General features: G+C 46.3%; 20 protein-coding genes, 1 tRNA gene and 2 pseudogenes. All 23 read left to right on the forward strand.

The features are described 5' to 3' along the window. Positions 1-14: 14 nt before the first annotated feature. The 23 genes and pseudogenes from AC08OG_RS04820 to rbfA all read left to right on the forward strand — a co-directional run bounded on the left by AC08OG_RS04820 (position 15) and on the right by rbfA (position 24,435). Positions 15-500 carry an LPS-assembly lipoprotein LptE gene (locus AC08OG_RS04820; protein WP_482930178.1) on the forward strand — a complete coding sequence of 162 codons (486 nt, stop codon included), beginning with the start codon at positions 15-17 and terminating at the stop codon, positions 498-500. A gap of 5 nt (positions 501-505) precedes the next feature. Then, positions 506-1,537: a DNA polymerase III subunit delta gene (gene holA / locus AC08OG_RS04825; protein ID WP_482930179.1), complete on the forward strand. Its 1,032-nt coding sequence runs from the start codon at positions 506-508 to the stop codon at positions 1,535-1,537. A 47-nt stretch (positions 1,538-1,584) separates the two neighbouring features. After that, positions 1,585-2,824: pseudogene (locus tag AC08OG_RS04830) on the forward strand (glutamate-5-semialdehyde dehydrogenase). Next, complete coding sequence (gene nadD, locus AC08OG_RS04835) at positions 2,805-3,464, forward strand: nicotinate-nucleotide adenylyltransferase (RefSeq protein WP_482930180.1); 660 nt, start codon at positions 2,805-2,807, stop codon at positions 3,462-3,464. Before AC08OG_RS04830 ends, nadD begins: the two are co-directional and overlap by 20 nt. A gap of 6 nt (positions 3,465-3,470) precedes the next feature. Beyond that, positions 3,471-4,322: a YdcF family protein gene (locus AC08OG_RS04840; RefSeq protein WP_482930181.1), complete on the forward strand. Its 852-nt coding sequence runs from the start codon at positions 3,471-3,473 to the stop codon at positions 4,320-4,322. Between the two features lie 33 nt (positions 4,323-4,355). Beyond that, complete coding sequence (gene rsfS / locus AC08OG_RS04845) at positions 4,356-4,712, forward strand: ribosome silencing factor (protein ID WP_014706491.1); 357 nt, start codon at positions 4,356-4,358, stop codon at positions 4,710-4,712. Continuing rightward, the gene (gene rlmH / locus AC08OG_RS04850) at positions 4,709-5,179 is read left to right on the forward strand and encodes a 23S rRNA (pseudouridine(1915)-N(3))-methyltransferase RlmH (RefSeq protein ID WP_292354777.1); all 471 of its coding nucleotides are present in this window, start codon (positions 4,709-4,711) and stop codon (positions 5,177-5,179) included. Before rsfS ends, rlmH begins: the two co-directional genes overlap by 4 nt. Continuing rightward, positions 5,176-5,763 (forward strand): Maf family protein, encoded by a 588-nt coding sequence (locus tag AC08OG_RS04855; RefSeq protein ID WP_482930182.1) that lies wholly within the window; start codon positions 5,176-5,178, stop codon positions 5,761-5,763. The genes rlmH and AC08OG_RS04855 overlap by 4 nt, the downstream gene beginning before the upstream one ends. Further along, positions 5,753-7,225 carry a ribonuclease G gene (rng, locus tag AC08OG_RS04860; protein WP_482930183.1) on the forward strand — a complete coding sequence of 491 codons (1,473 nt, stop codon included), beginning with the start codon at positions 5,753-5,755 and terminating at the stop codon, positions 7,223-7,225. Before AC08OG_RS04855 ends, rng begins: the two co-directional genes overlap by 11 nt. A 2-nt stretch (positions 7,226-7,227) precedes the next feature. Next, on the forward strand, positions 7,228-11,037 hold the full coding sequence (locus AC08OG_RS04865; protein WP_482930184.1) for a YhdP family protein: 3,810 nt from the start codon (positions 7,228-7,230) through the stop codon (positions 11,035-11,037). A 260-nt stretch (positions 11,038-11,297) separates the two neighbouring features. Further along, on the forward strand, positions 11,298-12,740 hold the full coding sequence (gene tldD, locus AC08OG_RS04870) for a metalloprotease TldD (RefSeq protein WP_292354785.1): 1,443 nt from the start codon (positions 11,298-11,300) through the stop codon (positions 12,738-12,740). Continuing rightward, a complete protein-coding gene (locus AC08OG_RS04875; RefSeq protein WP_482930185.1) occupies positions 12,740-13,792 on the forward strand; it encodes a tRNA (5-methylaminomethyl-2-thiouridylate)-methyltransferase in 1,053 nt (350 codons plus the stop codon). Before tldD ends, AC08OG_RS04875 begins: the two co-directional genes overlap by 1 nt. Beyond that, a complete protein-coding gene (locus AC08OG_RS04880) occupies positions 13,789-14,016 on the forward strand; it encodes a sulfurtransferase TusA family protein (protein WP_292354788.1) in 228 nt (75 codons plus the stop codon). The genes AC08OG_RS04875 and AC08OG_RS04880 overlap by 4 nt, the downstream gene beginning before the upstream one ends. A gap of 173 nt (positions 14,017-14,189) precedes the next feature. After that, positions 14,190-15,598 (forward strand): annotated as a pseudogene (gene glnA, locus AC08OG_RS04885) (glutamate--ammonia ligase). Between the two features lie 96 nt (positions 15,599-15,694). After that, a complete protein-coding gene (locus AC08OG_RS04890) occupies positions 15,695-16,327 on the forward strand; it encodes a DUF4124 domain-containing protein (protein ID WP_439503680.1) in 633 nt (210 codons plus the stop codon). A 178-nt stretch (positions 16,328-16,505) separates the two neighbouring features. Then, positions 16,506-17,579, forward strand: a complete 1,074-nt coding sequence (gene glnL, locus AC08OG_RS04895; RefSeq protein ID WP_439503679.1) for a nitrogen regulation protein NR(II) — start codon at positions 16,506-16,508, stop codon at positions 17,577-17,579. Further along, entirely contained in the window at positions 17,569-18,972 is a 1,404-nt protein-coding gene (gene ntrC, locus AC08OG_RS04900) for a nitrogen regulation protein NR(I) (protein ID WP_439503678.1), read from the forward strand. Before glnL ends, ntrC begins: the two co-directional genes overlap by 11 nt. 54 nt (positions 18,973-19,026) lie before the next feature. Then, positions 19,027-19,103, forward strand: a tRNA-Met gene (locus AC08OG_RS04905). A 90-nt stretch (positions 19,104-19,193) separates the two neighbouring features. Then, positions 19,194-19,640: a ribosome maturation factor RimP gene (rimP, locus tag AC08OG_RS04910; RefSeq protein WP_292354797.1), complete on the forward strand. Its 447-nt coding sequence runs from the start codon at positions 19,194-19,196 to the stop codon at positions 19,638-19,640. Positions 19,641-19,715: 75 nt separating this feature from the next. Continuing rightward, complete coding sequence (nusA, locus tag AC08OG_RS04915; protein WP_292748789.1) at positions 19,716-21,230, forward strand: transcription termination factor NusA; 1,515 nt, start codon at positions 19,716-19,718, stop codon at positions 21,228-21,230. 3 nt (positions 21,231-21,233) lie between these two features. Then, positions 21,234-21,878, forward strand: a complete 645-nt coding sequence (locus tag AC08OG_RS04920; RefSeq protein ID WP_482930186.1) for a translation initiation factor IF-2 associated domain-containing protein — start codon at positions 21,234-21,236, stop codon at positions 21,876-21,878. After that, positions 21,875-24,034, forward strand: a complete 2,160-nt coding sequence (gene infB / locus AC08OG_RS04925) for a translation initiation factor IF-2 (protein ID WP_482930187.1) — start codon at positions 21,875-21,877, stop codon at positions 24,032-24,034. The genes AC08OG_RS04920 and infB overlap by 4 nt, the downstream gene beginning before the upstream one ends. After that, positions 24,034-24,435: a 30S ribosome-binding factor RbfA gene (rbfA, locus tag AC08OG_RS04930; RefSeq protein ID WP_014706505.1), complete on the forward strand. Its 402-nt coding sequence runs from the start codon at positions 24,034-24,036 to the stop codon at positions 24,433-24,435. The genes infB and rbfA overlap by 1 nt, the downstream gene beginning before the upstream one ends. The last annotated feature ends 5 nt before the right edge of the window (positions 24,436-24,440 follow it).

Raw genomic sequence — 24,440 nt, forward strand, 5'->3', positions numbered from 1 at the left:
CAAAGGAAACAGTAATGTTGAAGAAACTGATTATTGCAGTTTTTTGTATGACGGTAGCGGCTTGCGGATTCCAGTTGCGTGGTGCCGCAGATTTACCTGAAAGCATACAGACATTGCATATTCAGGGTATCAGTATGCGCCAGGGACTTGGCTTAGAACTTAAACGCACCTTGAGACGTAACGGTATCAATGTAATTGATGACTACATGGAGGGCGCTGCGGTATTAAGCTTCCTGGAACATCGCTATGAGCGACGTGTATTATCAGTGGGCGGCAATGCCAAGGTCAGTGAATATGAATTGATTCTGGAAGTCGCATTTCAACTGACAGACAATCAGCAAAATAAATTAATCGACAATGAACGTTTTGAAGCCATTCGTGATTATCAATTTGATCAAGAACAGGTTTTAGGCCGTGATGGTGAAGAAAGTTTGTTGCGTGAAGAAATGGAAAAACAGATAAGTCAGGCAATAGTTCGCCGTTTATCCGCTTTGGATTAGAATTGATGCGAGTTAAAGCAGAACAGCTGAGCTCACAGATACAACGTAGTTTTCCTGTCACCAGTGTGGTGTATGGTGATGAAGCCCTGCTGGTGGAAGAAGCCGCAGATACCATCCGTCAGCAAGCCAAAGTTCATGGTATTGCCGAACGGCAGGTTTGGCATGCCGATGCACGTTTTGACTGGTCCAAACTCAGGTTTGCCGACGATAGTCTTTCCCTGTTTGCTTCGCAGAAACTGGTCGAAATCAGACTGCCTTCAGGGGCTCCCGGTAAAGAGGGTGGAGCGTTTCTGAGAGAATTTGCTGAGCAACCTGCACCCGATACGTTTTTATTACTGATCACTGGCAAACTGACGCCACAGCAACAAAAAGCAAAGTGGTTTACCGCATTGGAAAGTGCAGGCATCAGTGTTCCGCTCTGGCCGGTGAGTATTGAAATGCTGCCCCGCTGGATCCAGCAGCGCATGCAACAGAAAGGCTTGCAGGCAAACTTCTCGGTCGCCACCCTGCTGGCAGAAAGAACAGAAGGCAATTTATTCGCTGCCGCTCAGGAAATCGATAAACTGGTATTACTGAGCCCTGATGGTAATGTGGATGAACCCTTATTAATGGAAAGCGTTGCTGACAGTGCCCGATTTGAGGCATTTTCGCTGATGGATGCTGTCTATGCTGGTCAGTCTGACAAAATTCCGCGTATGTTAAGAATGTTACAGGCGGAAGGTAATGATGTATTGGCCGTTTTTTCGGCCGTTTCCTGGTCTTTACATCGAATGATTGATATGGCAGATCAATTGGATAAAGGTGCTGCCCCGGCCCAGGTTTTCAGCAGTCAGAAACCTCCCGTCTGGGATAAGGCAAGACCGTTGATTCAATCAGGATTACGTCGCCACGCTGCAGCAAAATGGCGAACATTTTTACCGCAAATGGCGGCAATTGATCGCGCCGCAAAAGGTGGCGGTAATGATAATGCATGGCGGATGCTGACTACCCTGTGTTTACAGGTCGCCGGTGTGCCAATGCAATTACAGCAAACATGAAAGCAGAGAAATTAAAAGAGGAGAGCGCTGTGGAAGTCGCAGCCTACATGCAGAAACTGGGTCAACAAGCTCGTGAAGCCAGCCGGGTATTGGCGCGTGCAACGACCAATGATAAAAATGCGGCGCTATTGGCGATTGCCACGGCGATCCGCAGTCAGGCTGATGGGTTGAAAACTGCCAATCAACAGGATTTACAGGCAGGTAAAACCAAAGGGCTAGATGCTGCGATGTTGGATCGTTTGACATTGACCGATGGCCGAATTGAATCTATGGCCCAAGGTCTGGAACAAGTTGCGGCATTACCTGATCCTATCGGCGAGATCAGTGATATGCGTTATCGCCCATCTGGGATCCAGCTTGGACAAATGCGCGTACCGCTGGGCGTTATTGGCATTATTTATGAATCACGGCCAAATGTGACTGCTGATGCAGCAGGATTATGTCTGAAATCTGGTAATGCCACTATTCTGCGTGGTGGCAGCGAAGCGATACATTCGAATCAGGCTATTGCCGCCTGTATTCATCAAGGATTACAACAGGCCGGTTTGCCAATTACTGCGGTACAAGTTGTTGAAATCACTGACCGGGAAGCGGTTGGTCAACTGATTACCATGCCTGAATATGTTGACGTCATTGTGCCACGCGGTGGAAAGAGTCTGATCGAACGTATCAGTCATGACGCTCGAGTGCCTGTTATCAAGCATCTTGATGGCATCTGTCATGTATATGTCGATGTGGAAGCTGATTTGAGCATGGCACAAGAGATTGCCTTTAATGCCAAATGCCACCGTTATGGTGTGTGCAATGCGATGGAAACGCTGCTGGTGCATGCTGATATTGCCAACGAGTTTTTGCCTGCTATGGCCAAGCGTTTTATCAATGAAGGCGTTGAATTACGAGGCTGTAATGAAACCTTACATATTCTGCCGGATATCACCGTGGCAACGGACGCCGATTGGGATACCGAATATCTTGCGCCCATTCTGTCGATAAAAATTGTCACGGATGTAGACGATGCGATGCTGCATATTTATCAGCATAGTTCTGCCCATACCGAAAGTATCAGTGACGCAAAATTATGAAACCGCCAGACGCTTTTTGCAGGAAGTGGACTCCAGTTCAGTGTTGGTAAATGCATCAACACGTTTTGCTGATGGTTTTGAATATGGTCTGGGTGCTGAAATCGGTATTTCTACCGATAAATTGCATGCTCGTGGTCCGGTGGGTTTAAATGGTTTGACCTCCCAAAAATGGATAGTGTTTGGCAGTGGTCAAATCAGAACATAAACCCGAAGCAATCGGCATTCTTGGCGGTACCTTTGATCCGGTACATTTCGGCCATTTGCGCTCGGCGCTGGAAGTCTGCCAGCAGCTGGAGTTAAATCATGTGCGGCTGATTCCGTGCGCGATACCGCCGCATCGGCAGCCCACCATGGCCAGTGCTGATGCACGGCGTTTGATGCTGGAAATCGCCGTAAAATATGTTCCCCAATTAACGGTTGATGATCGAGAACTGCATCGCGAAGGGCCCTCTTTTTCAGTGGATACCTTACTCAGTCTGCGCGAACAATTTGTCGATAACCCATTATTTCTTATTTTGGGGACCGATGCCTTTCGTAGTATTAGCAGCTGGTCCCGCTGGCAACAGATTCTGCAATTAGCGCATATCGTGGTGGTACAAAGACCGGATGAAACACTGGATATGCATGAAGAACTGCAGGTCTGGTATCAACAGAATCTGGCTCAGGCAGAAGATCGACAACTCTCATCAGGTAAGATATGGCCATTGAAAGTAACGCCAATGGCGATTTCCGCCACGCAAATCCGTGATGAATTGTCGGTGGGAAACCCAGTCAATTTTTTGTTACCGGATTCGGTTATTGCTGTGATAGAGCAATTAGAACTCTATAAGTCGAAAAAACAGTAACGTTTAATGGAACAAGTATTTTTTGTACTATCAAAATTGGCTTGGGCAGTGCTCAGTCCGTTTATGATGTTTAATCTTTTACTGGTATTTGGCACGCTATTTTTATTGTTCGGTTACCGAACAATCGCGTTAAGATTTCTGTTGCCCGCACTGGTGTTCAGTTTGAGTCTGATGATATTTCCAATTGGCGACTGGTTAATTCATCCACTGGAAGCCCGTATCAGCCAGCCCCAGCAGCTGCCAGAAAATATTGATGGCATCATTGTTCTGGGTGGCGGGGAAGATATAAAAACCACCATCAGTTGGCAACAGCCTCAGGTCGGCCAGGCCAGTGACCGTTATTTTGGCGCTGCATTGTTAGCTAAACAATACCCTGACAGTCCAATCATTTTTACCGGTGGTAGCAATTTACTGCGCTTTGATGCCGGGGCAACGCCTGCCGAGCTTAGCCATCAATTACTGACCATGGTGGGAATTGATGAGAAGCGACTGATCATTGAATCTCAGTCACGTAACACCTACGAAAATTTCCAACGGCTAAAAACGGTCATACCCAAAAGAAATGGCCAATATCTTTTAGTGACATCGGCTTATCATATGCCGCGCTCAGTAGGCATTGCTAAAAAACAGGGTATAAAGGTATTACCCTACCCTGTGGATTATCGCAGTCAGACGGGAGAGTCCCGTCAATTGGACTTTGCGGTGTTTGAACAACTGGAAAAACTTGAGCCAGCCTGGCGCGAGTGGATCGGACTGACCGCTTATTTCATTACCAGAAAAACCAGCCAGTGGTTTCCGGAGGGGCCGAGTGAACGCTTCGTCGAAACCACCACAGACGCACAGGCTGACATACGTTAAACTTAACAACGAAATTTATTATTTGGAGTGCCCATGAAGGCAGAACAATTGAAATTATTAGTGATAGACGCACTGGAAGACATTAAAGCAGAAGATATTACTGTGCTGGATGTAACCGGTATGACCGATGTTACGGATGTGATGATCATCGCTACTGGTAAATCCAACAGACAGGTTAAAGCATTGGCGAATGAAGTTTCTTCGCAGGCAAAAGCGGCTGGTGTCCAACCTCTCGGCATGGAAGGTGAAGATATTGGCGAATGGGCTTTGGTGGATTTAGGTGACGTAATTGCACATATTATGACGCCGCAAACCAGAGCGACTTACAATCTGGAAAAATTATGGTCTGTCGCTGAAGTTACGCAAAGTGCTTCGGCAGATAGTGAATGAAACTGAATCTGCTTGCTGTCGGCCAGAAAATGCCGCAGTGGGTCATCGAAGGTTATAACGAATACGCACGGCGTATGCCGAGGGAATGTCAGCTCAATCTGCAGGAAATTGCTCCGTCAAAGCGAGGTAAATCAGGCAGTTCAGGACAATGGATGCAGGAAGAGGGCAAACGGATCATGACCGCTTTACCGCAAAATGATTATGTTGTCGCGCTGGAAGTTGGTGGTCGTAACTGGTCGACGGAACAGTTGGCGGAGCAATTAAAAAACTGGCAGGCATCCGGTCGGGATGTCAGTCTGTTGATTGGTGGCCCGGATGGCTTATCCGATGAGTGCCAGCAACGTGCCGATCAAAAATGGTCATTATCCAATCTGACCTTGCCACATCCGTTGGTTCGAATTGTGGTTGCAGAACAGTTATATCGTGCCTGGACAGTTCTGCAGAATCATCCCTATCATCGCGCATGAAATTTCCCAAAGTTTATCTGGCCTCTGCTTCACCGCGACGGCGTGAACTCCTGACTCAAATCGGAGTCGATTTTTCTGTATTAAACGTCGCCGTTGATGAAGCTGTTTTAGCGGTAGAAACGCCGTCCGATTATGCCAAGCGTATTGCATTAGCCAAAGCTCAGGCAGGCTGGGAAACTCTAAAGACAGACTATCGACCGGTCATAGGCGCCGATACTGCTGTGGTTTTGCCTTCACAGCAAATTCTCGGCAAGCCGGAAAACCTGCAACAGGCAGAAGCTTTTTTGCTGCAATTATCTGCTAGCACACACCAGGTGCTCAGCGCAGTGGCGATTGTCTGGCAACAGCAGCATTGGCTAAGCTTGCAAATCAGTGACGTACAATTCAAAAAGCTTAGTTCAGCCGAAATTGACTGGTATCTTGCCACCGGTGAAGGAAAAGATAAGGCTGGAGGATATGCGGTACAGGGCTTAGCTGCTATGTTTATTGAAAATATCAAAGGCAGTTACTCCGGTGTGATGGGCCTGCCATTATTTGAAACCAGTCAGCTTTTACAACAGGTAAATATCGTCAATGAGCAGTGAAATTCTGATTAATGTCACGCCCAGTGAAACCCGCGCTGCAGTGGTGGAAAACGGTGTGCTGCAGGAAATTTTCATTGAACGAAGTGAACATCGTGGATTAGTTGGCAACATTTACAAAGGAAAAGTCTGCCGGGTATTACCTGGGATGCAGGCTGCCTTTGTTGAGATCGGCTTATCCCGTGCAGCTTTTCTGCACGCTTCGGATATTTCGATTCCCAAAGGACAGTCTGGTGATTTAAAAGAAGCCCCGCGAATTACACCGCCGATTACCAGCCTGCTACGCGAGGGTGATGAGTTATTGGTTCAGGTGATCAAGGATCCGATGGGCAGTAAAGGCGCACGATTGACCACGCAGTTGTCAGCTTCATCTCGTTATTTGGTGTATATGCCTGAAGCGGAAGGCATCGGCATCTCATTGAAAATTGAGGGTGAAGCAGAGCGTGAGCGACTAAAAATCTGTTTGTCGGAGTTGCTGGGAGAGCAACAGGGTGGTTATATTTTACGTACAGCAGCAGAAGGTGTCAGCGATGCCGAATTACGCGCCGATCTGGAGTTTTTGCATCGCTTATGGGAAAAACTGCGTCAACGCGTCACCTCTACCCAATGCGGTGAGGCTTTATACCAGGATTTGCCCTTAACCTTACGTGCTTTGCGGGATTTGTTTTCTCCAGAGATTGATCGCATCCGCATTGATGCTGCTGAAACCTTTAAAGAAGCTCAGCAGTTTGCTGAAGGATTTATGCCGGAATGTGCTGCCCGACTGGAACATTATCGGGGGGATCGACCATTATTTGATTTATTTGGTGTGGAAGACGAAATTCAGAAAGCACTGGATCGTAAGGTGCCACTGAAATCAGGTGGATATGTGATTTTTGATCAGACCGAAGCGATGACCACCGTCGACGTAAACACTGGTGGCTTTGTCGGCCATAAAAATCTCGAAGAAACCATTTTCAAAACCAATCTTGAAGCCGCACAGGCCATAGCACGCCAGCTGAGAGTGCGAAACCTTGGCGGCATTATCATTATTGATTTTATTGATATGGAAGAACTCAGTCACCGTGAACAGGTTTTGCGGACGCTGGAAAAAGCCATGTTGCTGGATCGAGCCAAACATAACATCTGTGCGGTTTCCGAACTGGGGCTGGTGGAAATGACCCGTAAGCGCACGCGTGAAAGCCTGGGGCATATCCTTTGTGAGCCCTGTCCCTGCTGTGATGGTCGAGGCTATACCAAAAATGTTGAAACGGTCTGTTATGAGATTTTCCGTGAAATTCTTCGTGAATCGCGTCAATACGAATCGAAACAGTTTCTGGTATTGGCCTCTCAGGACGTGATTGATCGTCTTAATGATGAAGATTCCACGAAAGTGGCTGAGTTAGAGCAATTTATTAGTAAACCGATTCTGTTTCAGTGTGAGCCTCAATATGGCCGTGAACAATTTAATGTGGTGCTGATGTAGTTATGTCGCTAATGCATCGCAGCCTGCACATCGCAGGAAGACAAGTTACTAATATTGTGGTTATGACTGCGGTGATTATGCTGGTCTGTGTTGGACTGGCGTACTGGTTTTCCAATGCCATTGCCGAACGAAAAGATGAAATTGCTGCATGGGCAACTGAAAAAACCGGTTATCCGATTCAAATTGGTGAAGCAGGTCTTTACTGGTTTGATTTGTTTCCAAAATTAATGGTGACTGATATTTCGGTGATGCAGGCAGAGCCTGATATTGGTGAACTGTTTACCGCAGAAGAGCTTTATATCGGTGTCGATCTGATTGCCAGTTTGCAGCAAAGAGAGTTGGTGGTTGATTCGGCACGTATCTCTGGTCTGCAATTGGGCATAAAACGTTCTGTTGAGGGTGATATCAATCTTATCGGTCTGCAGGGAAAGTCTGTTGATCAACAGTTTGATGACACACAGATTGACTGGGCCGAGCAGATCCGCTCATGGCGCGACATCGAACTATTATCAGCTAAAATCCAATTCGATGACCAAAAGCAACCCCAGTTAAGTGGTCTTTATGAAGTAAATCAACTGGCTTTAATGCAGGGCAAACAATCCACATTGATTGGTGATATTCAATTACCTCACCATCTCGGCCAACAACTTAGTTTCACAGTAGACGCAGTGTTAACGTCATCAGGAATCTCAAATTGGCAGATTAATCAGCTGGACGCCAGACAATTGCAATTGGCCACAATTTTTCAGAATCAACAAATGCAAGATGTCTCTGTGACACGTGGCCGTGCGGATGTCAGTGTTGTTATTGGTTCAAACTTGAATAAACAATGGCAAGGGCAAATTCAGCTTGCAGATGTTGGACTGGAAAACCTGAGTCATCCAGATCGTGGATCAGTCACTGTAAATTCTTTGTCAGGAGAATTTAACTGGCAGGGAGATGGAACTGCATGGCAATTAGCTGCCGAGCCGATCCAGCTAACTATTGATGATGACAGTTGGCCTCAGTCCACATTAAACCTACAGTTTTCAGAAACTGATGGCTGGTTTGCAGAAACCAGTTTTGTTCGTCTCAGCGATCTGACAGCGTTAGCATTATTAAGTGATGAAGCACCAGCGCTACTGACACAGTATCAGCCTGCTGGTGATATCCGAGAGTTACAACTATCACTGAACAGTAATAATGAACTTCAGTCTGCAAAGATGATTGTGGATGAGTTTGCCAGTCAACCGGTTGAGCAAGTGCCAGGGGTGACTGGACTTAGTATGGAGGTTGATTGGGAACCGGCTTCCGCCCACGCGCTGATCAGTAGCCGTAACCTGACATTATATGCACCTACCTGGTTACCTGAAGCAATTTATTTCGATGTGGCCGAAGTTAATCTGGACTGGAACACTGCTGAAACGAACTGGCAGATGCAGCTGACAGATTTGAATATCTGGAACAATGATATGACGCTGCGCGGAGAAGTGGGTCTTGAACATCAATCCAATACCACGTTTGCCGATATAGATCTGCAGATGCTGGATGTGGCAATTGCAAAATGGTTGAGTTATGTGCCGCGTTCAATTCTGGATCCAAATTATCTAAAGTGGGCTGAAAAGGCTTATACCGGCGGCCAGATTGAAACAGGAAGCCTCAAATTAAAAGGCAATTTGGCAGAGTTTCCGTTTACCGCCGAGAATAGCGAAAACGAATTTGAAGCTACGCTTAATGTCATTAACGTAGGCCTGGATTATGGTAAAGGCTGGCCGGTATTGGAAAATATTAGTGGCCAGGTGCTGAGCAGCGGCAACAAATTGGATATTTTGCCTAAAGCCGGCAGAATCGCCGGGTTTGATTTTGTAAATGTCAGTGCTGAAATCAACAATATCTACGCTGGCAAACCGGTGTTGGATCTGACCGGGTTGTTATCAGGAAATACACAGGATGCCTTGAATTTTTTACAAGCGAGCCCACTCAGTTCGCGGTATGGCGATATCACCGATTGGGTAAAAGCTGAAGGCAAAAGCAATATTGCCCTTAACTTGAAAATTCCATTACTTGATCCAAATGCCACTGATGCCGATGGTCATGTCAGTTTTGAAACCAGTCAGCTCACGGTTACCGCCATGCCGGATATGCCGATTCAAAATATCAACGGCCAGTTATTTTTCAGTAATGATGGAGTAAACGCAGAGGCGATTACCGCCACTTTTTTAGACAGGCCTATGAAGATTGATGTCCTACCTGGAACGGAGTCGACATTGGTGACTGCAAAAGGTGAGATATCCAGCCAGCAGCTGGCGCAGTTATGGCAGGGCAAAATGCCTGGCTTTGTAAAAGGTACGACACAATATCAAGCCGATGTGGAAGTGAGTGAAAAGTCATTAGGCGAATTTGATACCGATATTCGGGTGATTTCTGAACTGGCCGGGCTGACAATTGATGCTCCGGAACCGTTGGGAAAAACTGCCGCTGATAAACGGTTATTAGATATTAAATTGAGTAAAGATGACGAACAGCGATCATTACTGCAATTAAATTATGCTGATATAGCAAGCGCTGTCTGGCTGCTTGCGGATTCTGCTCGCGGTGAAATTACTATTGGTATTCCAGAGCCTGAGCTACCGGCAAGCGGTATTCGATTAAGAGGGCGTCTGAACGAGTTGTCCATTTCGGAGTGGACGCAATGGCAACAAACCTGGTTGGCAGACAGCATTACTGAACAAAACTTCGATAATTGGCCAGCGGTTGATATTGAACTTGCAGTGGACAACCTGCGGTTTAATCAGTGGGTGCTTAACGACGTTCAAACCAAAGCTTTTCAACGTAATCAAATATGGCAAATGGATATTCAATCTCGGCAGCTAAGAGGCGATATTCGTTGGCCCGTTGATTCAGATTCACTGCCAACCTTGCACTTTGACTTCGTCGATCTGCAGTTACCCGCATCGAACAATCAGTCAAATGGTCGCAAAAAATTCAAATCCGAGTTATGGCCAAGTTTTCAGTTAAATATTGATCGTTTGACAGTTGATGGTATGCAACTGGGACGTGTACAGGCCCGGGCGCTTCAGCAAGGGAATAGCTGGTTGTTGCAAAGTGCCAGTATGCAATCGGCAGTTTTACAAGCGGAACTGGATGGCGTCTGGCAAAAAAACGACCTTGCGGATAGCAGTCAGCTAAATTTAAAACTCACCAGTAATGATCTTGCCGGCTTGTTTGAGGATTTGGGTTATCAAGCCGCCATTCATTCTAATCAGGTTGAGGTTACCGGACAGTTTAGCTGGCCAGACGAACCGTTGAATCTTTCAATGGCCAACCTGCAAGGCAATTTGAATTTGCAAATCGATGATGGTCAATTGGTTGACGTTGAGCCAGGTGCAGCAGGACGCATATTTGGTTTAATGAGTTTTGCTGCTATTCCACGGCGGCTGGCACTGGATTTCAGTGATTTTTTTGGTAAAGGTTTTTCTTTCCGGGAAATCAGTGGCGATTTTCAATTTGCCAATGGTCAGGCGGTTACTGATAACTTGAACATGCGTGGCGACAGCGCCAGTATTGATGTTACCGGACCGATTAATATTGTTGATAGAACCTATCACCAAACAGTTGTTGTCACGCCAAATGTATCATCCACCCTGCCACTTGCCGGTGCAGTTGCCGGCGGGCCAGTTGGTCTGGGAGTTGGAACAGCGATCTATCTGGTTGATCGAATTGCCGGTCGATTATTTGATCGGGATCTGGTCGATATGATTAGCTATCGTTATCGACTCACTGGTCCTTGGGATGACCCGGATTTATCGCTGAAGACACCTGAAAATCCTTGAGGTCTGTCGAGATCAGTAGGATGTGTTTAGAAAATAATATCACTGTTCATGTTCTGTACTATATCTTCCCGCCATTCCAGGTTTCTGGAAGAGCCTGTTAGCAATATTGTAGGCGTCGCTCGCAAAATGCCGGGATAACTGAATGCGTATCATAAATTTTACTTGCCATACTCCAGGTTTAATTGTTGTCAGTCACAACAGAGTCGGTTAGTAATGTTTGATCTGCTAAGATAGTCAATTTATCGCGTAGTTCAAAAGTAATGACAAATCCTATATTTGACCAACTGGAACAACAGATCCTGATGCCTGCAGAGTTGCAGTCACAGGATATCGAACAAGCTTTATCAAGCGCCATGCGTCCTGGTGTTGATTTTGCTGATTTGTATTTTCAGCGTTCGCGTGGCGAAAACTGGTTGATGGATGATGGCATTATAAAAGACGGTGGCTATCATCTTGAGCAGGGCGTTGGGGTAAGGGCTTGCAGCGGTGAAAAAACCGGCTTTGCCTACTCCGATGATCTGAGTTTGAAGTCATTGCTGGAGGCGACCAGCGCGGCCAGTGCTGTGGTAAAACATGGTCAGCAAAAACAGATTGATGCTCGGAAAAACGTTCATGCCTCCCCCTTTTATTCTGACCTTGATCCCATATTGGGCATGGATACTCAGACAAAATTAAACCTGTTGCGGGAAGCCGATGCATATGCCCGCGCAGCCGATCCCCGCGTTACCCAGGTGACAGTCAGTTTAGCCGGTAGTCTCGAACATATACTAATCGCTGCCAGTGATGGTACCTATGCCGCTGATATTCGGCCGTTAATACGGATGAATGTCAGTGTTATCGTTGAATCTAATGGACGGCGTGAGCGTGGCAGTGCCGGTGGCGGTCGGCGTCTGGACTATCAGTATTTTATTGATAATGATTTAGCAGTAGGTTTTGCCAAAGAAGCTGTGCGGCAGGCTCTGGTTAATCTGGAAGCCGTTGATGCTCCTGCTGGAACAATGCCTGTAGTGTTAGCTTCAGGTTGGCCTGGCGTATTATTGCATGAAGCTGTGGGACATGGCTTGGAAGGCGACTTCAATCGCCGGGATACCTCAGCCTTCTCTGGCAAAATCGGTGAACAAGTAGCATCACCCTTATGTACCGTGGTGGATGATGGCACATTAATGGATCGACGTGGTTCATTGACGATTGATGATGAAGGTACGCCAACCGAATTCACCACCTTGATAGAAAACGGCCGACTCACAGGCTATATGCAGGACAAATTAAATGCCCGGTTGATGGGAATGCGCAGTACCGGAAATGGCCGCCGTGAATCCTATGCACATCTGCCGATGCCACGTATGACCAATACCTATATGCTGGCTGGACAACACAAAGCAGAAGAAATTATCGCCAGTGTTGAAAAGGGTATTTATGCGGTTAATTTTGGTGGTGGTCAGGTTGATATTACCTCCGGCAAATTTGTATTTTCCAGCAGTGAAGCCTATCTGATTGAAAATGGCAAAGTGACTCGTCCCGTTAAAGGCGCCACATTGATTGGCAACGGTCCTGAAGTCATGAATCGTATCAGTATGGTGGCTGATGATCTTGAACTGGATTCGGGCATTGGTAACTGCGGTAAAGAAGGACAGAGCGTGCCAGTTGGCGTTGGCCAGCCGACATTGAAAATTGATGCTTTGACGGTTGGGGGCACAGCATAATGAGTTCAGTGCACAAAGCCGTCGCTTTGATTTCAGGCGGTCTGGATTCCATGCTTGCGGTGCGGGTACTTCAGGAACAGGGAATTGAAGTAGAAGGCATCAACTTTTTTACCGGGTTCTGCGTTGAAGGGCATACCCACGCAATTCGTAATCAGCATAAAGACAAGCAGAAACGTAATAATGCATTATGGGTCGCGGAACAGCTGGGAATCAAATTACATATCATTGATGTGATTGAAGAATACAAAGACGTGTTGCTCAATCCAAAACATGGCTATGGCGCTAATATGAACCCTTGCCTGGACTGTAAAATCTTTATGGTCAAAAAAGCGGTTGAATGGGTGAAAGAAAATCATATGCAGGGTTTTGATTTTATAATTACCGGCGAAGTCATTGGTCAGCGTCCCAAATCTCAATTAAAGCGCACTATGCCGATCGTGGCAGCTGAATCGGGGGCTGAGGATTTACTGTTACGTCCGTTATGTGCCAAAAACCTCCAACCAACCAAACCAGAACGTGAAGGATGGGTAGACCGCAATAAGCTTTATGATTTTCATGGACGCAACCGCAAGCCGCAGATTGCATTGGCAAAACAGTTTGGCTTTGATGATTTTGCCACCCCTGCCGGAGGATGCTGTTTCCTGACCGATGAAAGTTATTCAAGTAAGTTAGTCGATTTATGGACAGCCAGAAACAGCCGTGAATATGAGTTGGATGACATTATGTTATTGAAAGTTGGCCGGCATATTCGGCCAAAAGCGGATTTTAAAATGATCATTGCCCGGGATGCTGGAGAGAGTAAATTCCTCGAAGGTTATCGCAAACAGTTTACCAGCCTGTATTCAACCAGCCATAATGGACCAATGGCCATTATTGATGGTGATATTGAACAACAGGATTTTCCGCTGGCGGCATCCATCGTGGCGCGTTATGGTCAGGGGCGACATGCTGATGAAGTTGAAGTAGAAATTACCGTACCGGATAAACCACCGAGGCATATTCAGGCTCGCCCGATTAACGTTGAGCAGGTTCCACAGGAGTGGTACGTGTGAAACAGATTGAATTAGATGCAAGAAGATTGTTATGTCCCTTGCCAGTCATCAAAACGCAGAATAAAGTAGCGGAATTATCATCTGGAGATATTCTCACAGTTATTTGCACCGATCCCGGTGCGTTGAGTGATATTCCGGCATGGGCCAGGATCCATGGACATCAGATTGTAAAGTCGGTTGAAAAGGATGATGAGATCATTATTACGGTCTGTGTTGGTGCGTAGCACTTTAATGGTGCGTTTTAGGTGTTGAGTGCACCAATAGTGATCATTGGTGGCTGGTGTCTGCACTCAAATGGTTGATTTTATGGGGCTGTTGAGTTGGCAAGGTTTGTGCTGTATCAGCAAGTGAGTTTTTTTGCACCAAGGTGTGCAGTTTTTTAATTTGGAGATTATAAATGTCAGTCGAAAATGTGCTTCAGATAATTAAGGACGAGGACGTTAAATTCCTTGATTTCCGTTTCACCGACACGCGTGGTAAAGAGCAACACGTTTCTTACCCAGCGCATTCAATCGATGAAGATACCTTCTCTGAGGGTGTCATGTTTGATGGTTCATCAGTTGCCGGTTGGAAAGGTATTAACGAATCGGACATGATTCTGATGCCGGATGCTTCGACTGCTGTTTTGGATCCGTTTATGGACGATACAACGCTGATCGTTCGTTGCGATATCGTTGAACCGGCTACCATGCAAGGATATGAGCGTGACCCACGCAGTGTGGCGAAACGTGCAGAAGCCTATCTGGCATCTACTGGTTTGGCAGACACGGCTTTCTTTGGTCCTGAACCTGAATTTTTCATCCTTGATGATGTTCGCTGGGGCAGTGATATCTCTGGCTCGTTCTATAAAATCGACTCTGACGAATCTTCCTGGAATACTGAAAAAGTCTTCCCTGACGGTAACAAAGGTCACCGTCCAAGTGTTAAAGGTGGTTATTTTCCAGTACCGCCAGTTGATTCATTGCAAGACATTCGTTCAGCCATGTGTTTAACCATGGAAGAAATGGGGCTGGTAACCGAAGTTCATCACCATGAAGTTGCTACTGCTGGTCAGTGTGAAATTGGTACCAAGTTTAATACGTTGGTAAAAAAGCCGATGAAGTTCAAATACTGAAATATGTTGTGCATAACGTTGCTCATGCTTACGGTAAAACGGCCACATTCATGCCAAAACCATTGGTAGGTGATAACGGTAGTGGTATGCATGTTCACCAGTCGTTGGCTAAAGATGGCGACAACTTGTTCTCAGGTAACAAATATGGCGGTTTATCAGAAACTGCTTTGTTTTACATCGGTGGCATAATCAAGCACGCTAAAGCATTAAATGCGTTTACAAACCCAGGTACTAACAGCTACAAACGTCTGGTTCCTGGTTTCGAAGCACCTGTTATGTTGGCTTATTCAGCACGTAACCGTAGTGCCTCTATTCGTATTCCTTTTGTCAGTAATCCAAAGGGCCGTCGTATTGAAGTACGTTTTCCTGACCCATCAGCCAACCCATACCTGGCATTCAGTGCAATGATGATGGCGGGTCTGGATGGTATCAAAAACAAAATTCACCCTGGCGATGCGATGGACAAGGATTTATATGACTTGCCACCAGAAGAAGATGCAGCGATTCCAAAAGTATGTCATGCGCTTGATCAAGCATTGGCAGAACTGGACAAAGATCGTGCTTTCTTAACAGAAGGTGGTGTATTCACTGATGATATGATCGATGGCTATATTGATTTGAAGATGGAAGAAGTCACTCGTCTGCGTATGGAAACGCATCCTGCAGAGTTCGATCTTTACTACAGTCTGTAATTTTTTTGATTGCAGTCACAAAACGCCTCCCATGTGGAGGCGTTTTTTTATGTTTCGCAGTTGCACATTGGTGATGGCTGACCTATATTCATAGGCATGAAATTGATTCTTGTCATGTTGCTTGGTCTTGGCACAGCTGTTGCGGCTGAGGATATCTATCGCTGGGTTGATGACAATGGTAATCAGGTGTATTCAGATCAGCCTGGTGAGAACGCTGAAAAGGTTGAATTACAACAGCCCATGACTTATTCACCAGTACAAATCCCTGAAGAAACGGCCTCCGCTAGCGTTGAAGAACAGGAAAGTGCTGATGAGCCTGAAGCTGCCCCAAATTATAAGGTAGCTATTGTTGCGCCCGAAGATGAAGCCGGGATTCGTGTTAATAACGGCAATGTAACAGTCAATCTACAAGTGTTTCCAGCATTAAATTCTGAACGTGGCGATTTGATTCAGTTATACCTCGATGGCTTACCGGCAGGCATGCCAATGCCTCAACTGAGTTTTATGCTGGAAAATCTGGACAGGGGAACACATACCTTGTCAGCAAATGTACTGAACGCTTCCGGGGAAGTTTTAGCTCAAAGTGAAACGATTACCTTTTATTTACAACGCACCAGTTTACAACAACCAGGCCGTCAAAATGGTCAACCAAGTCCCGGACCCGGTGCACCCAGTATTCCCGGCTTTCCTACTACTCCCGGTATCCCGACCTTTCCTCAATCACCTTAGATAGTCGCACCAAAATGATGCGTGCAATAGTGTAATTACACTTTTCATACTGCTTGAAGTGGTTGGTTTATTTAAACTCTTCCATACTCAACTATATTATTACCATTGGAATCATAATCTTAAATATGATGTGACATTTGGTGCTTACAAATGGAGCGTTTTTTGCAGATGGCAGGCCATGAACTTAAATGACAAACTGATTAATGTTGAACAGTTTTCCAGCGATGATGTACTGGAGAGTTTAACGACTGCGATATTAGTACTCGACACGAATTTACGGGTTTGTTACATCAATACTTCAACTGAAGTCATGTTTGAAATCAGCCAACGTCAGGCTGAACATATTCCCTTTCAAACTTTGTTACCGGGTGAAACACATCTGTTGAATTCATTACGCCGGGTTATCAGTAATGGACAGGCGCTAATAGAACGTGAAATTCAGTTATTTCTGCCTGCTGCAGGCGAAATAGTAGTGGATTGTTCAATCAAAATGCTGGACGTTGCTGAGCCCCATCTCCTGGTAGAGTTGGCGCAGCTGGATTATCAACAGCGCGTCAATCGTGATGAAAATTTACATACCCAGCAACAGGTAGTTCGTGGTCTGGCGCACGAAATTAAAAATCCCCTGGGAGGGTTGAGAGGAGCTGCACAGTTATTGGAACGTCAGCTGGATTCGGATGATTTGAAAGAATATACCCGAATTATCATTAATGAAGCTGACCGGTTGCAAAACCTGATGACTCGAATGCTGGGCCCTTATCAGCAATCCGAAAAGCAGTTTTTGAATATTCATGAGGTTTTACAGCGGGTTCGCCAGCTGGTTGATATTGAAGTCGACGAGCGACTTCAGTTTATAGCTGACTATGATCCCAGTATCCCGGATTTACACGCTGATTTTGATCAGTTGATCCAGATTATTTTAAATATTGTGCGTAATGCAGTACAGGCAATGCATGGCATCGGCATTATTCGGCTGAAAACTCGCATTCAACGTAATCTGACCATTGAAAAACGTTTTTATAAATTAGGCGTGCTGATTGAAATCGAAGATAACGGCCCGGGTATACCAAAACAATTACAGGACAGTTTGTTCTATCCCCTGGTGACTGGACGAGCCGATGGCACCGGACTGGGGTTGTATCTGGTACAAAATCTGGTGCAGCGAAATGCTGGCACAGTCAGTTGTATCAGCCATGCAGGCCAAACCATATTTTCAATTATTTTTCCCCTGGAGTTAAACCGTGAGCGCTAAAGCAATAGCATGGATTGTTGATGATGACCGATCGATTCGATGGGTATTACAAAAGGCATTGGAAGCCGTAGATATCACTGTCAAAGCCTTTGAGAGTGGTGATCTGGTTTTGGAGCAATTAAAACGAGGTACAGATACCCCGCCAGATGTGCTGGTCAGCGATATCCGCATGCCAGGCCTGGATGGGCTGCAACTACTGGCAGAAATTCAGCGAAAGCAACCTGATCTGCCGGTCATTATCATGACCGCTTATTCGGATCTGGACAGTGCTGTATCTGTATACGAAGGTGGTGCTTTTGAATACCTGCCAAAACCCTTTGATGTTGATGAAGCGGTTGATTTAGTACAGCGAGCGATTACCCACCACCATCAACAGCACAGTAATCCTGCTGGCGAAATGAATATTGGCAGTGAAATTATTGGTGAAGCACCCGCCATGCAGGAAGTGTTTCGTGCCATTGGACGGCTCGCACGTTCCAATATCACTGTATTAATTAATGGTGAGTCGGGCACTGGTAAAGAACTGGTCGCCCATGCTTTACACAAACATAGTCCGCGCAGGCAAAACCCGTTTATTGCCCTGAATATGGCTGCTATTCCCAGAGAATTGCTGGAGTCTGAATTATTTGGTCATGAAAAGGGCGCTTTTACCGGCGCACATGTACAACGTAAGGGACGTTTTGAGCAGGCGGATGGTGGCACCTTATTTCTGGATGAAATCGGTGATATGCCGTTGGAACTTCAAACACGCCTTTTAAGAGTCTTATCAGACGGCGAGTTTTTCCGTGTTGGTGGACATAGTGCTGTAAAAGCAGATGTGAGAATTATTGCTGCAACGCATCAGAATCTGGAACAGCAGGTTGAGCGTGGCGATTTCCGTGAGGATTTGTTTCACCGTTTAAATGTTATTCGTATTCATATTCCTTCCTTGCGTGAACGTCGGGAAGATATTCCGGCGTTGGTAGCCTACTTTCTCAATAAAGCGGCACGCGAGCTTAATATGGGAGTGAAAAGTGTCTCACCTGAAGTAGAATGTTATTTATCGCAATTACCCTGGCCCGGCAACGTAAGACAATTAGAGAATACTTCTCGCTGGCTTACTGTGATGTCTCCGGGGCAGGTTGTGCAAATGGATGATTTGCCATTGGAGCTGACAGCTGACGGTGGTGTGGAAACAGCTCGTAGCGGTGGTGACTGGCAACAAATGTTTCGCCAGTGGGCTGCAAACAAGGCGCTGAGCGGACAGGAAGGCGTGTTGGCCGATGTTGTGCCGATGATAGAACACCTGCTAATGGAGGTTGCTTTAGAGAAAACAGCCGGCAAACGTCAAGAAGCCGCAAAATTATTGGGCTGGGGCCGAAATACACTTACCCGTAAACTGAAAGAGAATTGATAATCGGGCTTGCTAGCATGTAGGGCTTTGTGTATAGTATGCGACTTAGTCAGGTGCGGGGTGGAGCAGCCTGGTAGCTCGTCGGGCTCATAACCCGAAGGTCGTTGGTTCAAATCCAGCCCCCGCTACCAATAATAATGTTAAGACAGGACCCCTGATTGGGGTTTTTGTTTTTGTGGAGTTAAAATTGGGCCGATGGCCCTTTTTTTTATTTGTTGCCTATGGCCGTATCTGATCAGATTGAAAAATTAATTGAAGCGCCGATTGAATCGCTGGGGTACCAGCTGGTCGGTGTGGAATACATTCAGGGTGGACAAAATCCACTCCTAAGAATCTATATTGATGCAGATCAAGGTATTGGTATTGAAGACTGTGAACGTGTCAGTCATCAGGTCAGCGGCATTCTCGATGTCGAAGACCCCATCAAAAAAGCCTATTCACTGGAAATTTCCTCACCCGGATTCGATCGTCCCTTATTTAAGGAACGTGATTTCATCCGTTTTACTGGTTCCTCAGCAAAAATTACCACTAAATTACCAGTGGAAGGCAGACGGAATTTTACCGGTGTGTTGCAGGGCTTTGAGAATGGTGAAGTATTAATTGAAGTGGATGGTGAGGTGTACGCCTTACCATTGGCAAAGTTGGCTAAAGCGCGACTGGTTGCCTGAAAAAGCGTACTATTTGCTGTTAATGAAAAAACTTAGTTTTGGATCAATTGCTTGCATCGATCCACTGGGGGCGTGATGAATAATAAAGAAATTTTGCTGGTTGTTGATGCCATGTCTAATGAAAAAGGCGTGGGTAAAGAAGTTATATTTCAGGCGATCGAAGCGGCGTTGGCCATGGCCACCCGTAAACGTTATGAAATGGAAATAGATGCCCATGTTGCGATTGATCGCCAGACTGGCAACTATGAAACTTTCCGTCAGTGGTTAATTGTCGATGATAACGACGAAAACTTCGAATCTTCAGAGTTGCAAATCAAATTGTCTGATGCGCTGGCCAAACAGTCAGATGCCAAAGTAGGCGATTACATTCGTGAGCCAATGGAATCGGTTGAATTTGGTCGAATTGCTGCTCAAACAGCCAAACAGGTTATCGTTCAAAAAGTACGCGAAGCAGAACGTGCTCAAGTAGTTGATATGTATCGCGAGAAAGTCGGCCAGATGATTCATGGCACGGTTAAACGTGTTGAACGCGGCAACGTGACTTTGGATCTCGGCGGAAATGCTGAGGCTCTTCTGCCCCGTGAAGAAATGATTCCACGTGAGAATTTCCGTAGCGGTGATCGAATCCGTGGTTATTTGAAAGAAATTCGTTCTGAAGCGCGCGGGCCACAATTAGTCGTCAGTCGTGTCGCGCCAGAATTACTGATTGAACTGTTCAGTCTTGAAGTCCCGGAAATCGGCGATGGCATGATTGAAATCAAAGGTGCTGCACGGGATCCTGGTTTACGAGCCAAAATTGCGGTTTTAGCACATGAACCACGAATTGATCCGGTGGGTGCCTGTGTCGGGATGCGTGGATCACGTGTTCAGGCAGTCACTAATGAATTGGCCGGTGAGCGCGTCGACATTATCCTGTGGGATGAAGAGCCGGCACGATTTGCCATTAACGCCATGGCACCGGCAGAAGTATTATCTATTGTTGTTGATGAAGACGCTCACAGCATGGATATTGCTGTTGAAGACGGCCAGCTGTCACAGGCAATCGGTCGTGGTGGTCAAAATGTACGGCTTGCCAGTCAGTTAACCGGTTGGGAGTTGAATGTTATGTCGGCTTCTGATGCTGACCAAAAGGCCGAAACCGAAATCAGTTCATTGATTCAGACATTTATGGCAGATTTGGACGTTGATGAAGACGTTGCATTGATTCTGGCTCAGGAAGGTTTTTCTTCACTTGAAGAAGTTGCCTATGTGCCGGAACAGGAAATGCTTGATATTGAAGAATTTGATACTGATATAGTTAATGAATTACGTTCACGTGCCAGAGACGTACTGCTGACACGCGCCATTGCTAGTGAAGAGCAAATTGAAAGTGCATCTCCTGCTGAAACAATCCAGGATTTGCCCGGTATGACCGCTGAATTAGCTGCTAAGTTAACCAGTCAGGGTGTTATCACTATTGATGACCTTGCAGATCAGTCCGTGGATGAATTGGTTGAGGCGGGTGGCATTGATGAAAAACAAGCTGCCGCATTTATCATGAAAGCACGTGAGTCATGGTTTGCAGACGAACAAACAGAAACAGGGGAGTAACCAATGAGTGACATGAAGGTTAAGGACCTGGCCGACACTGTCGGTATCACACCTGAACGTTTAGTTGATCAGCTTAATGAGGCCGGTATTAAAGTCTCAAAGCCGGATGATCTGATTACGGAAGACCAAAAGCAAAGTCTGTTGCAATTTTTACAGCAAAGACATGGCAAATCAGCCAGTGAAAACGATGCATCACCTAAAAAAATCACACTGAAACGTAAATCAGTCAGTGAAATTAAATTAGGTGGAGGCACATCTCGTCAAGCCGGTAAAAGTGTCAGTGTTGAAGTTCGTAAAAAACGCACTTTTGTCAAACGGTCTGATGCCGAACCTAACACTGCCAGTGCGCCTGCTGAAGAACCTGTAATTGCATCTCAAGCACAGGCACACGCCGAAGAAGTTGCCCGTCAGGAGCAGCTTCGACAGCAGGAAATAGCACGCAAACAGCAAGAACAAACCAGCCTGCAGAAAGAAGAGTCTGAACGTGAAGCTGCAGCAGTTGCCGCAGCAATCGAAGCCGAAAGGCTGGCAGATGAAGAGGCACGTTTAGCTGCAGAAGAAGAGCAAAAGGCACTCGCCGAAGAAGCGAAACTCAAAGAAGAAAAAAATCTGTCGCTGCCAAAAAACAAGCGGCAAAACCGGAATTGACGGCTTCTCAATTAGCACATAAAAAGCTGGAAGAAGCCGATGCCAAGCGTCGTGCTGCCAACCTTGCCCGTATCGAAGCTGAAAAAGCGCTTGAAGCGCGGAAAAAGGCTCGTGAAGAAGAGGAAGCTTTAGAAAAGGCCAAGGAAGAGGCGCGTCTTGCAGCCGCGGAAGCACAAGCCAAAGAACAGAAACCGGATCGTAAAGAAGCCGATGCAAAACACGTTGCGAATAAAGATAAACCCGCACGTCGTGGTCGGTTCCAACGTGATGATGAATTTGAACGTAAAGAACTTCATGTCAGCGAAGGCAAAGGTCGCCGCAAGAAGAAGAAAGGCGTCTCACAAAAAACTGCGACTGTTGAAACCACAACAGAACATGGTTTTTCCCGTCCAACCGCTCCGGTTGTTCGTGAAGTCAGTGTTCCCGATACCATTTCAGTTTCTGACTTAGCGCAGCGTATGTCGGTTAAAGCGGCCGAAGTAATCAAAGCGTTGATGGGTATGGGCACAATGGCCACTATCAATCAGGTCCTGGATCAGGATACCGCTGTTATTCTGGTTGAAGAAATGGGCCATGTTGCCAAGCCGGTTCAGGAAAACGAAGTTGAACAAGCCCTGGAAGCATCTATTGAAGTTACCGGCGAAGCGGTTCCAAGAGCACCTGTTGTTACTGTAATGGGCCATGTTGACCATGGTAAAACCTCTCTACTGGATTATATCCGTCGTACCAAGGTTACATCAGGCGAAGCGGGTGGTATTACCCAGCATATCGGTGCCTATAAAGTAGAAACCAGCCGTGGTGAAGTGACCTTTTTGGATACACCGGGCCATGCTGCGTTTACCGAAATGCGTTCACGTGGTGCCAAGGTTACCGATATCGTAGTCTTGGTGGTCGCGGCAGATGATGGTGTTATGCCGCAAACAATCGAGGCTGTTCAGCACGCTAAAGCTGCCGGCTCAACGCTGATTGTTGCCGTAAACAAAATGGATAAACCAGATGCCACGCCGGATCGGGTTAAACAGGAATTAACGAATCATGAAGTCGTCCCTGAAGATTGGGGTGGTGATGTTCAGTTTGTACCGGTTTCAGCTCTGACTGGGCTTGGTGTTGATGAGTTACTTGATGCGATTTCACTGCAAGCTGAAGTGATGGAATTGACCGCACCAGTTAAAGGTCCTGCTCACGGTACTGTTGTTGAATCACGTCTCGATAAAGGACGCGGTACGGTGGTAACTGTTCTGGTCCAACGTGGTACGTTGAGAAAAGGTGACATTGTCGTTGTTGGCCAGGAATTTGGTCGCGTTCGCGCCTTGTTCAATGAGAATGGTCAGGCAATGGATGAAGCCGGTCCTTCAACCCCCGTTGAATTATTGGGTCTGTCAGGTACGCCAGCATCAGGTGACGAATTGCAGGTAGCTCCGGACGATCGCACGGCAAGAGAGATTGCCAGTTTCCGTCAGACCAAAGCACGTGAAATGAAAATGGCCCAGCAGCAGGCAGCCAAGTTGGATGATATGTTCAACAAAATGGAAGCCGGCGATCTGAAAACGTTGAATGTGGTCATCAAAGGTGACGTTCATGGTTCAGTTGAAGCGGTTAGCCAGGGTCTGCAGAAGTTGTCGACCGATATGGTTCAGGTCCGGGTTGTCGGTTCAGGTGTTGGTGGTATTAATGAAACTGACGCACAACTTGCTGCTGCGTCTGATGCGATTTTGATCGGCTTTAATGTTCGTGCAGACAACACAGCACGTAAAGTGATTGCCGAAAAAGGTCTGGATGTTCAATACTTCAGTATCATTTATGATTTGCTGGATGTGGTCACCAAAGCGATGACCGGGATGCTGGAACCCGTCTACAAAGACGAAATCATTGGTTTGGCTCGTGTTGATGATGTATTCAGCTCACCGAAATTCGGCGACATTGCCGGTTGTCTGGTGCTGGAAGGCAGTGTTAAACGTAACAATCCAATTCGTGTTCTACGTGATAACGTTGTTATCTATGAAGGTGAACTGGAATCGCTGCGTCGTTTCAAAGATGATGTTAACGAAGTGAATGCCGGTACCGAATGTGGTATTGGTGTGAAAAACTATAAAGACGTTAAACCGGGCGATCAAATTGAAGTATTTGAACGTGTATTAATGAAACCGAGTCTTTAATGGCAAGAGAATTTAGTCGCACAAATCGAATCAGCGAGGTCATGATGCGTGAATTGGCTTTGCTGATTCAGCATGATCTGGCCGATCCGCGTGTAAGTATGGTCACGGTGTCACATGTTGATGTGACATCTGATCTGAAATATGCGCGTATTTATGTCACTCGGCTTAGTGGGTTTGATTCAGAAGAAGCCGCTAAAGAATGTCTGGCTGGTTTGAATAATGCCGCTGGCTTCTTACGTCGGGCGCTGGCCAAACGCGTGAAGTTACGCATCATGCCTGAACTGCAGTTTCGTTATGACACGACTTTGGAGCACGGCTTTTATATGGATGAGCTGATTTCCAAAGCTAATGCTGATATCAAAGACGAACAGGATCCTGATCCCGAAACTGATAAAGATTGAGTTTC

Source organism: Methylophaga sp. F7 (genome assembly GCF_056863975.1).